The organism is Castellaniella defragrans 65Phen (genome assembly GCF_000612685.1).
In the GTDB taxonomy this organism is placed as follows: Bacteria; Pseudomonadota; Gammaproteobacteria; order Burkholderiales; family Burkholderiaceae_B; genus Castellaniella; species Castellaniella defragrans.
Map to the genome: position 1 here is coordinate 2610927 of NZ_HG916765.1, position 12700 is coordinate 2623626.

General features: G+C 67.5%; 13 protein-coding genes and 1 tRNA gene. 7 read left to right on the forward strand and 7 right to left on the reverse strand.

Annotated features, from left to right (window positions below):
• Nucleotides 1-67: 67 nt before the first annotated feature.
• The 4 genes from BN940_RS20330 to BN940_RS11695 form a co-directional block, all read right to left on the reverse strand.
• Nucleotides 68-184 carry a FecR/PupR family sigma factor regulator gene (locus BN940_RS20330; protein ID WP_084330659.1) on the reverse strand — a complete coding sequence of 39 codons (117 nt, stop codon included), beginning with the start codon at nucleotides 182-184 and terminating at the stop codon, nucleotides 68-70.
• A gap of 29 nt (nucleotides 185-213) precedes the next feature.
• A complete protein-coding gene (locus BN940_RS11685) occupies nucleotides 214-2139 on the reverse strand; it encodes an FAD-dependent monooxygenase (protein WP_043683252.1) in 1926 nt (641 codons plus the stop codon).
• 154 nt (nucleotides 2140-2293) lie between these two features.
• On the reverse strand, nucleotides 2294-3271 hold the full coding sequence (gene hpaA, locus BN940_RS11690; RefSeq protein WP_084330660.1) for a 4-hydroxyphenylacetate catabolism regulatory protein HpaA: 978 nt from the start codon (nucleotides 3269-3271) through the stop codon (nucleotides 2294-2296).
• Nucleotides 3272-3716: 445 nt separating this feature from the next.
• Nucleotides 3717-4100, reverse strand: coding sequence for an RNA-binding S4 domain-containing protein (locus BN940_RS11695; RefSeq protein WP_043683254.1), 384 nt, complete (start codon nucleotides 4098-4100; stop codon nucleotides 3717-3719).
• A gap of 113 nt (nucleotides 4101-4213) precedes the next feature.
• On the opposite strand from BN940_RS11695, the gene BN940_RS11700 reads away from it, so the two are divergent.
• The 4 genes from BN940_RS11700 to BN940_RS11715 all read left to right on the forward strand — a co-directional run bounded on the left by BN940_RS11700 (nucleotide 4214) and on the right by BN940_RS11715 (nucleotide 7766).
• Nucleotides 4214-4777: a DUF488 domain-containing protein gene (locus BN940_RS11700; RefSeq protein ID WP_043683256.1), complete on the forward strand. Its 564-nt coding sequence runs from the start codon at nucleotides 4214-4216 to the stop codon at nucleotides 4775-4777.
• A 210-nt stretch (nucleotides 4778-4987) separates the two neighbouring features.
• Nucleotides 4988-5230, forward strand: a complete 243-nt coding sequence (locus BN940_RS11705) for a hypothetical protein (RefSeq protein WP_043683260.1) — start codon at nucleotides 4988-4990, stop codon at nucleotides 5228-5230.
• A gap of 166 nt (nucleotides 5231-5396) precedes the next feature.
• A complete protein-coding gene (locus BN940_RS11710; protein WP_043683263.1) occupies nucleotides 5397-6626 on the forward strand; it encodes a DUF3422 domain-containing protein in 1230 nt (409 codons plus the stop codon).
• Between the two features lie 24 nt (nucleotides 6627-6650).
• Nucleotides 6651-7766, forward strand: coding sequence for an AI-2E family transporter (locus tag BN940_RS11715; protein ID WP_084330661.1), 1116 nt, complete (start codon nucleotides 6651-6653; stop codon nucleotides 7764-7766).
• Here the strand turns inward: BN940_RS11715 and BN940_RS11720 are convergent.
• On the reverse strand, nucleotides 7717-8085 hold the full coding sequence (locus BN940_RS11720; protein ID WP_043683266.1) for an MAPEG family protein: 369 nt from the start codon (nucleotides 8083-8085) through the stop codon (nucleotides 7717-7719). The two genes, BN940_RS11715 and BN940_RS11720, sit on opposite strands and share 50 nt — an antisense overlap.
• A gap of 215 nt (nucleotides 8086-8300) precedes the next feature.
• Here BN940_RS11720 and BN940_RS11725 point away from each other — a divergent pair.
• Nucleotides 8301-8376, forward strand: a tRNA-Thr gene (locus BN940_RS11725).
• A gap of 175 nt (nucleotides 8377-8551) precedes the next feature.
• Complete coding sequence (gene pncB, locus BN940_RS11730; protein ID WP_043683269.1) at nucleotides 8552-9757, forward strand: nicotinate phosphoribosyltransferase; 1206 nt, start codon at nucleotides 8552-8554, stop codon at nucleotides 9755-9757.
• Nucleotides 9758-9826: 69 nt separating this feature from the next.
• Here the strand turns inward: pncB and tldD are convergent, their stop codons facing one another.
• On the reverse strand, nucleotides 9827-11281 hold the full coding sequence (gene tldD / locus BN940_RS11735; RefSeq protein ID WP_043683271.1) for a metalloprotease TldD: 1455 nt from the start codon (nucleotides 11279-11281) through the stop codon (nucleotides 9827-9829).
• 65 nt (nucleotides 11282-11346) lie between these two features.
• On the reverse strand, nucleotides 11347-12165 hold the full coding sequence (locus BN940_RS11740; protein WP_043683274.1) for a carbon-nitrogen hydrolase family protein: 819 nt from the start codon (nucleotides 12163-12165) through the stop codon (nucleotides 11347-11349).
• Between the two features lie 160 nt (nucleotides 12166-12325).
• Between BN940_RS11740 and BN940_RS11745 the strand changes: the two genes are divergently transcribed.
• Nucleotides 12326-12700: an H-NS histone family protein gene (locus BN940_RS11745; RefSeq protein WP_043683276.1), complete on the forward strand. Its 375-nt coding sequence runs from the start codon at nucleotides 12326-12328 to the stop codon at nucleotides 12698-12700.

The following is a 12700-nucleotide window of genomic DNA, read 5'->3' on the forward strand; positions in this document are numbered from 1 at the left end:
TAGGTCCTTTTTGTTTGCCCGCATGCGTTTGTCCCTATGCGCCGCGATAGGGCCGGGCGCCTGGGCGTCAGTCACGAAGGCCTTGCGCCCGGCGGTATTCCCGCGCATGCTCCGAAGACGCCCGCAGCCAGGCCTCGAACCGCCGGCGCTCGGCTTCGTCCATGCCCTCGGACTTCCCGCGCATATCCCGGCGACCATCACGGGCGCCCGGATTTACCCCAGCATGAACCCATCGAAGAACCGGCTCAGTTCGGCATGGGCATCGAGCGGCAGGATGCTGGCGATGTGCTGGTCGGGGCGGACCACCACGATGCAGCCCTTCGAGCGGTCGATGCCGCGCTGCTCGAAGATGTCGTGCGCCTCGGTCGTCTGGAAGACCTTTTCGTAATCGCGCAGGCCGTATTTTCCCTTTGCGGGCCAGAGGAAATCCGGCAGGTCCTCGATGGCCAGGTCCCGTTGCTGGAACACGGCGCAGACATCGATCACCGAATCGACGTCCGTCCCGGCCGGCGTGTATCGTTTCACCGGCGAGGTGTCCGCGCCGGCCAGGAACCCGATCAGCCGGGCCGACCCGGAAGACGCATCCAGCGGGCTTTTCGCATCGCCAAAGAGGAAGATGCGCCAGCGGCCATCCGCCTTGTTCAGGTGTCCCAGCTGCACCGGGCGGCCGTCGGCCACGCGCACGGCCTGGGCGGAATGGAAACGCTGCCCGATCGGGAACCCGCTCGCCAGCGCCTGATGCTCGTGTCCCGTGCACAGCCAGGATTCGTCATAGCCAATCGAGGTGCCGGCGATGAAGCCATTCTGGCGGGCGATGAATTTTTCTATGTCGGCGGTACTGATTTTCGCCGACGAGGCATCTCTTCCGGCCCCCGGGCGGGTGGCGACCAGCGCCGACATTTCGCGGTCGGCGTCGATCAGCATGAAGGCCACCTTGCGGCGCTCGGCCTCGTAAGTCTGCAACAGTTTCGGCTGCGACCTGCCCTGCAGCACCGCCGCCAGCTTCCAGCCCAGATTGAAGGTATCCGGCAACGAGGTATTCAGGCCCCACCCTCCTTTCGGGCTGTGGGTATGGCAGGCATCGCCGGCGACGAAGGCGCGCGGAATCAGATCCTCCGAACCCGCCGGGGTGTCGTCGAAGCGCTCGGCAACGCGCTGCCCGACTTCGTAGATCGACCACCAGGCGACCTCCTTGACCTCCAGCTGATACGGATTCATGATCTGCCGGGCCTTGGCGATGAGATCGTCGGCGTGCAGGTCCAGCTGCGAAGCGCGCTGGTCCTTGCCCAGCAGATCGAGTTCGACGTACAGGCGCACCAGGTAGCCGCCTTCGCGCGGCACCAGCATCACCGCGCCGTTGTCCTTCGACTGGATGAAGCTCTTGACCCGGATGTCCGGGAAATTCGTCACCGGCAGCACGTCCATCACGCCCCAGGCCTTGTTGGCCGAGTCGCCTTGCAGCTCGATCCCCAGACTCTTGCGCACCGTGCTGCGGGCGCCATCGCACCCCACCACATAGCGGGCCTTGACGGTTTCGACCTTGCTCGACTGGCTGGCATCGTTGCGCTCGAAGGTCGCGGTGATCGGATGCGCGCGCAGGTCCTGGGTCAGGTTCCGATCCACCACCAGTTCCAGCAAGCGGCGGTTGTAATGCGGGACCAGATGCGTGACCGAATGCGCCATGCCGTCGAGCAGGATGTCGTGCAGGCGCGCCTGGTTGACCACCCCGTGGGTGAACTCGGACAGCCCCAGCCGCGCATCCGCCACCCTGTGCGTGCGCTTGATCTGCTGCGGATTCTGCGCATCCGGCTCCCAGAAGGCGTTCTGGTGCAGCTGATAGGCTTCCTTCACCAGCAGTTCGCTGCTGTTGAAGGCCTCCATGATTTCCATGGTCCTGCAGGAAATGCCGTCCGCCTGGCCGAACAGCATCGGCCCGGACTTCTGCTCGACGATGCAGGTCCTGATATCGGCAAAATCCGCCAGTTGCCGCGCCAGCGCCAGGCCCGCCGGACCACAGCCGACGATCAGCACATCGACCTCTTTCGGCAGATCGACCATCGGCGGCGGGGGCGCGGGCTCGCGCGCCGCATCGGGAATCTGGTAATTGCCGGGCTTGAAGCCGTTCAGATGGTACTGCATGAGCGCGCTCCTTCCGTCGTGGCATCGAGATCGCGGCGCAGGCCGGCCGGACGTGCTTCGCCGGCGGGTGGGCGGCTGCCGCCGGCACGGAATTTACCGGGGCGCAGGGTTTCGGGGGGCATGGCGTCTCCGCTGTTTCTGACTGTTGGAGACACTATGATAGGAGCATGGAGGGGGTGGGCTGAATGCAGCTTTCGCCGTTAATCTTGGACTTTTCGCAAGGCTTCACGGCGATTCCCCGCCGTGAAAGATAGTCGCTCGGCGACATGCCGACATGGCGGCGGAAAAACCGCGAAAAATAGGCCGGGTCGCAAAAACCCAGGGCGAAGCCTATCTGGTTGACCGACTGGCCGCTGTGCAGCAGCAGGCGCTTGGCCTCCTGCAGCTGGCGCTCGAAGATCAGCTGCTTGGACGACATGCCCGCCAGGCGCCGGCAGATCAGGTTGAGCCGCGCGGTGGTCAGGCCCAGCTCGCCGGCATAGCGTTGCAGGGGCCAGTGCTCGGTGTAGCGGGCCTCCACCAGCTGATTGAAACGATGAAACTGCAGCAGGTCATGGGCCGGCACGGGATTGTCATGCTGCGCCTGCTCGACCAGGTGCAGCAGCTTGGCCAGGATCAGCCGCAGCAGGGCCAGCAGGTTGGCCTCGCGGCCGTCGCGCCGGCCGGCGAATTCGTCGGCCACCTGATGGAACAGAGGTTCCAGGTGCGCGGCGACGCGGGCGGCCTCGCCCCGCTGCTCGCCCAGGCTGACGCACAGCGGCTGGTTCAGCCGGAGCGACAGGGCGGCTTCGCCGTCGAACAGCTTCCATACCAACTGCTGGCGCACGGTGATGACCTGGCCCTCGCAGGCCGCATCGGTGACGAAGGCATGGGGGACGCCGGGCGGGGTCAGGAAGCACAGCGGACCGTCCAGGCGGTATTGGAGATCATCCAGGTAGAGGTGGACGTGGCCGTTGTGGAGGTAATGGATCTGGAAGAAGCGGTCATGGCGATGCACCGCCACGCTGCGGCCGAAGAATTCGCAGAGACGGTCATGGCCGTCGTAGTGAAAGTCGGCGTCGGCGTAGCGCTGATCGTAGACCTGGCCAAGATCGAGGATCGGGATGCTGGCGAGGCGTCGCCTGGAGTTCATGTCTGGCCAATGGCTCATGGCAGCTCGGAACCGGAAGTGCGGAAGGGCGAGCTCCCGCCCTGAAGGCTGAAGGGGCCCTATTTAGCTAATATGTTAACAGAACAGCTTGGGATTCTTGCAAGACATCCCGTCCAGGGGGACGCCCCGGCGGACGGCGCTCCCGCCCCTCCATGTGGACGCTCCGGCGGACGGGCGTCCGTCCCTCCCAGCGGACGATTCAGTGGCGAAAGCCTGCGGCCGCCTTCACCGCCACGATGAGCAGCGGCGGGCCATCGCCGACGGCCCGCAGGCGGCCGCGGAAGTGGATGAACGTGTCTTCGGGTCGATGCTGGAATGCATGCGCCGCGCATGCCCGGCTGTCCATGGACCGAGGCGGCTGGCCGCATGATGCGGGGGTGGAACACGGTCCGCCGGACGGATGATGGCGAGCCGGGATGGCTTGCGATCAGCGCCCCCGCCACCGGTCCATCTGCCGCCGGTCGCGCTTGGTGGGGCGGCCCTCCTCGAAATCCCGGGCCGGCTCGGGCGCCAGGCGGCGCATCTCGGCGGCCTGTTCCCGCGCCGCCACGCTGTCCGGGGTTTCCTCGTACAGCAGCGCGGCCTTGGGCGCGGGGCCGCGCACCAGGCTGAGCGCGCGCACCCGGACCCGCACCGGCGGGCTGCCGGCGCGGCGCACCTCGATCAGATCGTCCACGGCGATCTCGCGGGCGGGCTTGACCGGCTGGCCGCCGACCAGCACCCGCCCGGCGTCGACCTCGTGCGTCGCCAGGCTGCGGGTCTTGAAGAAACGGGCGGCCCACAGCCATTTGTCCAGTCGCATCCTGTCCATCGCGCCTCCATCCTGCCTGTCCGCGGCTTCCCGGGGGGCCCGCCGCCTGCCGGGGGCCGCCGGCCCTGCCGCCCGGCTTGTCCCCCACCCAAGAGAAGGATTATCGTCGATCCATGGCGAACCCCCTCTACACCATCGGCCACTCCAACCGCAGCCTGGACGATTTCATCGCCCTGCTGGCCCAGGCGGGCATCGAATGCCTGGCCGACATCCGGACCGTGCCGCGCTCGCGCACCAATCCCCAGTTCAACCGGGACAGCCTGCCCGAGACCCTGGCGCCCCACGGCATCGCCTACGAGCACATGGCCGAGCTCGGCGGCCTGCGCGGCCGGTCGAAGACCGTGCCGCCGGCCACCAACGGCTACTGGGAAAACGACAGCTTCCACCACTACGCGGACTACGCGCTGGGCGATGCGTTCCGCCAGGGGCTGGAGGCGCTGATCGCGCAGGGCCGGGCGCGGCCCACCGCCATGATGTGCTCCGAGTCGGTCTGGTGGCGCTGCCACCGCCGCATCGTGGCCGACCACCTGATCGCCCGGGGCATTCCCGTGTTCCACATCATGGGCGCCGGCCGGCTGGAGCCGGCCAGCCTGACACCCGGCGCCGTGGTCCGCGACGACGGCTCGGTCGCCTATCCGGGACCGCAGGCGGCGTTCAACCCGCCGTCAGCCTCGTAATCAGCTGCTTCCGGCACGGGTGCGCCGCCCGGCGGAGACCCGCGCCGCGCCTGCTGCCGCATGCGGCCGCTGCCGGGCGGGGCGGAACACCTGATTACAAACGGCGGAAAGACCGCGAAGAACTTCCCTCCCGCCCGCCGCTCTGAGCATCAGGTGGTCCGCCACCGGCCCGGACACAGGGGTGTCGGGGCGTTCTCTGGAGTTGATGTCATGACGACACGTTCCCGCATTGCCTTCCTGGTCGCCTGCTCGGCCGCCGCCCTGGGTCTCACCACGGCATCCGCCTTCGCCGCCGACGCGCCCGCCGCCGGCCAGCCCGCCGCGCAATCGGCACCGCAGCATGCCGGCAAGAAGATGCCCGCCCGGAAAATGGCCGCTCATCACGCCAAGACGGCCAAGAGCCACCCGGGCGCGAAGACGCACCACGCCCAGACGCCGAAAACGCCGGCCTGAGCGCCTCCCCCCACACCCCGGGCGCGCGCCCGGGCCCATCCCGACGCCGCGGGCTCCCACCCGCGGCGTTCCGCGTTTTTCATGCTGCCTTTTTCATACTGCGGGGCGGGGACTTCCGATACACTGGTTCCCTTTTCCATTTCCCCCTCTCGTCCCGACCCGCCGCATGCATCCGCACCGCAACGCCCTGCACAACGAACTGCACGCCCGTCCCTCGATGTACTTCGACGCGCCGGCCCAGGTCTTCCACCTGGCCTTCCTGGACGAGCACGAGGCGGCGGAAGCCATCGTCCGCTCGCTGTGCGACCGCCACGTCGCGCTGGCCGACCCCAGCCTGCCCCAGGGCGAGTTCCCGGTGGGCGGCGCGCGGCTGAAATGGGAGCGGCACACCGAATTCCTCACCCTGACCCTGGTGCTGCCCGGCCCCCAGGCCACACCCTGGGCCGCCCTGCCGCCCGTGCTGGCCGAAGTCGCCGAGGCCCACAGCGCCCTGCTCGTCAATGCCGACCAGGTCTGCGTGGAATCCGAGACCAGCTGGCGCGGCTCGATCGAAGACTACGGCTTCAAGGATCCGGTGGGCTCCAGCCTGGACGACGGCAAGGCCATCGTCTGGAGCGACCTACGCCTGAACGGCAACGGGCTGAACCGCATCCTGGTGCTCAACCGGCAGTTCGACGGCCGGCGGCTGGGCCGCATGGTGCGCCGCCTGCTGGAAGTCGAGACCTACCGCCTGATGGCGTCCCTGACCCTGCCCGTGGCGCGCGCCCTGAGCGCCGAACTGCGCCAGTACGAGCAGGAACTGGCCGCCCTGTCCGATGCCAACGCCCGCGCGGAATCCCAGGACATCAAGGCCCTGCTGGAACGCATCACCCGCCTGTCGGCCCGGATCACCCAGACCAGCGCCCGCACGCGGCTGCGCCTGAGCGCCACCGAGGCCTACGCCCAGCTGGTCTTCGAGCGCATCGCGGAACTGCACGAAAGCCGCACCGGCGACTGCCAGCAGCTGGGCACCTTCATCGCCCAGCGCTTCCGCCCCACGGTGCGCTACTGCGCCTCCACCGACCAGCGGCTGAGCCGCATCGGCAGCGCCGTGTCCCACCTGAGCAGCCTGCTGCAGGCCCGCGTCCAGGTCGAGATGGAGGAGCAGAACAGCCAGATCCTGCAAAGCCTGAGCACCCGCGCCGAAACCCAGATCAAGATCCAGAAGGCGGTGGAAGGCCTGTCCATCATCGCCATCAGCTATTATCTGTTCAGCCTGTTCAAGCTGCTGTACCAGGGCATGCTCACGCTGGGAATCGAGCTGCCGCCCCGCACGGCGCTGCTGGCCGGCACGCCGCTGGCGGCGCTGATCATCGGCGCGATCGCCTACCGCATCCGCAACACCCGGCGCCACTGACAGTCCCGACTTCCCTGCCCGATCATGCCCACCCTGCACTTCCGTAGTTTCCTGCTGCTGCTGGCCGCCGTCTCGATCGCCTTCATCAGCATCCTGCTGCCCTTCTACCCGGCGATCTTCTGGGGCGGCGTACTGGCGGTGATCTTCCGTCCCCTGTACCGGCGCCTGCTGCGCGCCGTGGGCGGGAACAGCCCCAGCCTGGCGGCCTTCCTCACGGTGCTGTGCATCACCCTGATCGTGATCCTGCCGATGCTGTTCATCGCCGGCGCCCTCGCCAACGAGGTCGCCGGGCTGTACACGCGCATCAATTCCGGCCAGCTGAACCTGGGCGTCTACTACGAGCAGATCGTCGGCGCCCTGCCGCCCTCCGTGCACGGCTGGCTGGATTCCTTCGGCGTGGGCGACCTGCTCAGCATCCGCGAGAAACTGTCCACCGGCGCCCTGCAGGCCAGCCAGTTCCTCGCCAAGCAGGCCGTCAACATCGGCCAGAACACCTTCCAGTTCGTGGTCGGCCTGGGCATCATGCTGTACCTGCTGTTCTTCCTGCTGCGCGACGGGGCCGCCATCGTGCCCAAGCTCAAGCGCCTGATCCCCCTGGAAGACTCGCACCGCCACGGCCTGTTCCAGAAATTCGCCACGGTGGTGCGCGCCACGGTCAAGGGCAACATCGTCATCGCCGCCACCCAGGGCCTGCTGGGCGGCCTGATGTTCGCCTTCCTGGGCATCCAGGGCTCGCTGTTCTGGGGGGTGATGATGGCCTTCCTGTCCCTGCTGCCGGCGGTGGGCGCCTCGCTCATCTGGGTGCCGGTCGCCATCTATTTCCTGGTCACCGGCGCCCTGTGGGAGGGCGTCGTCCTGATCCTGTTCGGCGTGCTGGTCATCGGGCTGCTGGACAACCTGCTGCGCCCCATCCTGGTGGGCAAGGACACCAAGCTGCCCGACTACGTGGTGCTGATCTCCACCCTGGGGGGCCTGTCGGTGTTCGGCCTGAACGGCTTCGTCATCGGACCGCTGTTCGCCGCGCTGTTCATCGCCTGCTGGGACCTGTTCCCCGACGCGGTGGCCCAGCACCAGCAGGGGCTGCGGGACATCAGGCCCACAGAATCGCCAGATTCACCGCCAGAGCGGCTCCCCAGATGAGCGAGCGCACCGTGCCGCGCCCCAGGATGTAGGCCAGCACGTACAGCACCCGCAGCGCCACCCAGGCGCCCATCAGGCCTGCCAGCCGCTCCGGCTGCGCCCCGGCGTACAGGGCGTACAGCACCGCGGCATAGAAGAACGGCAGGCCCTCGAACAGATTCGCCTGCGCCGCGTTGGCGCGCGCCCGCCAGCCCTGCTGGGCGGCCAGCCAGGGGCGCGGATCGTCGTTGTCGAACCTGCGTCCGCCCACCTTGGCCGCCACCGCGGCCCCGTACGGCAGCACGGCCGCCGCCACCATCAATCCCTGGATCCAGCTCATTCCGGCCTCGTTCTGCGAGATGTTCGATGCGGATATTATGACGGCATCCCATGAGGACGGCATCCGGGGGGGCGGATTTTGGCGCCATGCCGCCACTTGCCGTCGCCTGTCGCCTTCCAAATCGCAGAAAAAATCATGTACAATGGCTGGCTTTGGTGGTGAGCAAGAATTTGCTTTGCCGCCAGATCGGCGGGGTGCCTCATGCACCCGCCGTCGCCGGCTTAGCTCAGTTGGTAGAGCAGCTCATTCGTAATGAGAAGGTCGGGGGTTCGACTCCTCTAGCCGGCACCAGGATTCAAGCGGCTTTGCGGGCATTTCGCAAAGCCGCTTTTTCTTTGTCCGGTATTTTTTCGGTCATCGGCCGCCGCCTGGACGTGGGCGCGCATGGCCCGCGGCGGCGCCGGAATGGTTCGTTTGAAATCCGCTAACATGGACCGAATCGTCCACCCCTCAAGGCCGCCCGGGCATGCCGACCGAATCCTTCGTTCCCGTGATCGAATCCCTGCTGGATACCGATCTGTACAAGTTCACGATGTGGCAGGCCATGCTGCACCGCCATCCGGCCGCGCAGGCCGAATACCGCTTCATCTGCCGCGACCGTCCGGAATATCCGCTGGCGGCGCTGGCGCCGGAGATCGAGCGGCAGCTGGACCACCTCTGCGCCCTGCGCTTCCAGCCCGAAGAGCTCGATTACCTGCGCGGGCTGCGCTACATCAAGTCCGATTTCGTCGATTTCCTGTCGCTGTTCCACTTCCAGCGCCATTTCATCCGCGTCTCGACCCGCGGCGACGCGCTGGACATCGTGGCGCAAGGCCCGCAGGTCCACGTGATGGCCTTCGAGGTCTTCGTCCTGGCGATCGTCAACGAGCTGTATTTCCGCCGCCACCAGACGCCGGACGTGCTGGCGGAGGGACGCCGGCGACTGCAGGACAAGATCGCCCTGCTGCGGGATTTCGGCCGCGAGCCGGCGCGGCGCTTTCCCCTGCTGATCTCGGATTTCGGCCTGCGGCGGCGGTTTTCCCGCGCCTGGCAGACCGAGGTGGTGACGGCCCTGCGCCAGGCGGTGCCGCAGTTCGTCACCGGCACATCGAACGTCGCGCTGGCGCGCGCGCTGGGTCTGGTGCCGGTGGGCACAATGGCGCACGAATACCTGCAGTCCTACCAGGCCTTCGGCAAGGTGCGGCTGCGCGATTTCCAGCGCGCCGCGCTGGAGGACTGGGTGCAGGAATACCGCGGCGACCTGGGCATCGCCCTGACCGACGTGGTCGGCATGGACGCCTTCCTGGCGGACTTCGACCTGTATTTCGCCAAGCTGTTCGACGGCCTGCGCCACGATTCGGGCGACCCGATCGCCTGGGGCGAACGGGCGATCGCCCATTACCGGACGCTGCGCGTCGATCCGGCGGGCAAGCGCTTCGTGTTTTCCGACGGGCTGGACCTGCCGCGCACGCTGGCGCTGTACCGCCACTTCGCCGACCGGGTGCAGCCGGCCTTCGGCATCGGCACCAACCTGACCAACGACCTGGGCCCCATGCCGCTGAACATCGTCATGAAGCTGTTCCACTGCAACGGCATGCCGACCGCCAAGCTGCCCGACAGCCCCGGCAAGGTCCATTGCACCGACGAGACGTTCCTGGCCTACCTGCGTCAGGTGTTCGGCCGCGCGGCCTGAACCCCCCTCACGCCGCGACTTGCGCCCACCTCGCCGCTTGCGGGCGGCGGAGCGGCGAAAAGGCCCGGACTACGCCGTGCCGCCGACGGTCAGGCCGTCGATGCGCAGGGTCGGCATGCCCACGCCCACGGGCACGCTCTGGCCTTCCTTGCCGCAGGTGCCCACCCCCGAATCCAGGGCCAGGTCGTTGCCGATCATGCCGATGCGGCCCATGGCCTCGGGGCCGCTGCCGATCAGCGTGGCGCCCTTGACGGGATGGGTGACGCGGCCGTTCTCGATCAGGTAGGCCTCGGACGCCGAGAACACGAACTTGCCGCTGGTGATGTCCACCTGGCCGCCACCGAAGTTGACGGCGTACAGGCCGCGGTCCACCGAGGCGATGATGTCCTTGGGGTCGTCGCGCCCGGCCAGCATGTAGGTGTTGGTCATGCGCGGCATGGGCAGGTGCGCGTAGGATTCGCGCCGGCCGTTGCCGGTGGGGGCCTGCTTCATCAGCCGGGCGTTCATGGAATCCTGCATGTAGCCGCGCAGGATGCCGTCCTCGATCAGGACGTTGCGCTGGGTGGGATGGCCCTCGTCGTCCACGTTCAGCGAGCCGCGCCGGTCGGCCAGCGTGCCGTCGTCCACCACCGTGACGCCGCGCGAGGCCACGCGCTCGCCGATGCGGCCGGAAAACACGCTGGAGCCCTTGCGGTTGAAATCGCCTTCCAGGCCGTGGCCGACCGCCTCGTGCAGCAGGATGCCGGGCCAGCCCGAACCCAGCACCACCGTCATCTGGCCCGCCGGCGCCGGCCGGGCTTCGAGATTGACGCGCGCCTCGTGTACCGCGCGCTCCACGTAGCCGCGCAGGATCTCGTCGGTGAAATAGGCCAGGCCGGTGCGGCCGCCCCCGCCGCCGTGGCCCATTTCCCGCCGTCCCTTGCGTTCCGCGATGACGGTCAGGGACAGGCGCACCAGCGGGCGCACGTCGGCCACCAGGCGGCCGTCGCTGCCGGCCACCAGGATGACGTCGTACTCGGCCGCCAGCCCGGCCATGACCTGGATGATCTCCGGGTCGGCGGCGCGGGCCATGCGTTCGACCCGCTCCAGCAGGGCCACCTTGTCCGGGGCGGACATCGAGTCCACGGGATTGACGGCCGCGTACAGATGGTGCGGCGTATCGACCCCGCCGTCGACGCGGCAGCGGCCCGCGCCCTGGCGCGCGATGGTGCGCACCGCCGCGGCCGAGGACATCAGCGCCTGCGGCGACAGGCTGTCGGAATAGGCGAAGGCGGTTTTCTCGCCGCTCACGGCCCGCACGCCCACGCCCTGGTCGATGGAGAAACTGCCGGTCTTGACGATGCCTTCTTCCAGGCTCCAGCCTTCCGAGCAGCTGTATTGGAAATACAGGTCGGCATAATCGACCCGGTGGCTGTGGATATCGGACAGTGCGCGCGCCAGATGGGATTCGTCCAATCCCCAGGGTTCCAGCAATAATGTCCGGGCGGTATTCAGGGCATCCAGGCCCGGTTCAACAATTTTCATCTGACACCATTCATCAATCGATCGTCGCGCCGCGCCCGCGCGCGGCCTTTTTTTGCGTTTCGCATTCACAGGACCCGGTGGCGCAGCGCGGGCAGGGATTCCCGCACCGCCGCCAGGCGATCCGCGTCCAGCGTGCCCGCGGCCACGCCCGGGCCTTCGGGCACGCAATCCAGGATTTCGCCCCAGGGATCGATCAGCATCGAATGACCCCAGGTGCGCCGGCCGTTGGCATGCGTGCCGCCCTGGGCGCTGGCCAGCACGTAGCACTGGTTCTCGATGGCCCGCGCGCGCAGCAGGACTTCCCAGTGTACCGAACCCGTGGTCCAGGTAAAAGCGGCGGGCAGCACCATCAGACGCACGTCGCCCTGGGCGCGGAAGAATTCGGGGAAACGCAGGTCGTAGCAAATGCCCAGGGCGGTGCGGCCGAACGGCATGTCGAATACCGGCGGAGGCCCGTCGCCGGGACGGATGGCGCGGGATTCGTCGTAGGATTCCTCGCCGCGCTGAAAACCGAACAGATGGATCTTGTCGTAGCGCGCGCACGCCCGGCCCTGGGGATCGTAAACCAGGCACGTGTTATGGACGCGGTCCGCGTCGGGACTGCGCAGGGGCAGCGTGCCGCCCACCAGCCAGATGCCGTGGCGCCGCGCCTGGTCCGAAAGAAACGCCTGGATCGGCCCGTCGCCCGGCGTTTCGGCGAGCGGCAGTTTATCCGTATCCCGGCGGCCCATGAAACAGAAATATTCCGGCAGCGCCACCAGCGCCGCGCCGCCGGAGACGGCATCCCCGATCCCCAGCGCCGCCTGCTCCAGATTATCCGCCACCTCCATCCCGGATACCATCTGCACCGCCGCGACCGCCATCGAATGGTCCTGACCGCTCATGAATGCTCCCGATTATCGAATGAATGCCGCGCCATGGTCACACCTCGAAATGGAATGCGTCGCGCACATTGCCTGAAATAAGTTTAAAATCACTCGCCAGTATTCAAATGCCGGTTCTTTTGAATCCCGCCATATCGATCGACCACGAACGGAGCCATGAATGACCCGTACCAGCTATAACACCGAAAAATCCCGCCTCGAAAAAGAAATGGCCAAGATCCAGAAAAGGATTCAGTCGCTGCAGGCCAAACAGCGCCAGCCCAAGATCGCCGCGATCGTGCGTTCGATGCGTGAATACGACATCAGTCCGGAAGAAATCGCCGCGGCCTTCAGCCGCAAGCCGGCCAGCCGCGCACGCGTCGCCTCGCCGCGCAAGGCCGCCACCGCCACCAAGCGCGTGGTCGCGCCGAAATACCGCCATCCCGAAACCCAGGCCACCTGGACGGGCCGCGGCAAGGCGCCGCGCTGGATCACCGATGCGGAAGCCGCCGGCACCCCGCGCGAATCCTTCCTGATCGCCGCCGAATCCGCCTGA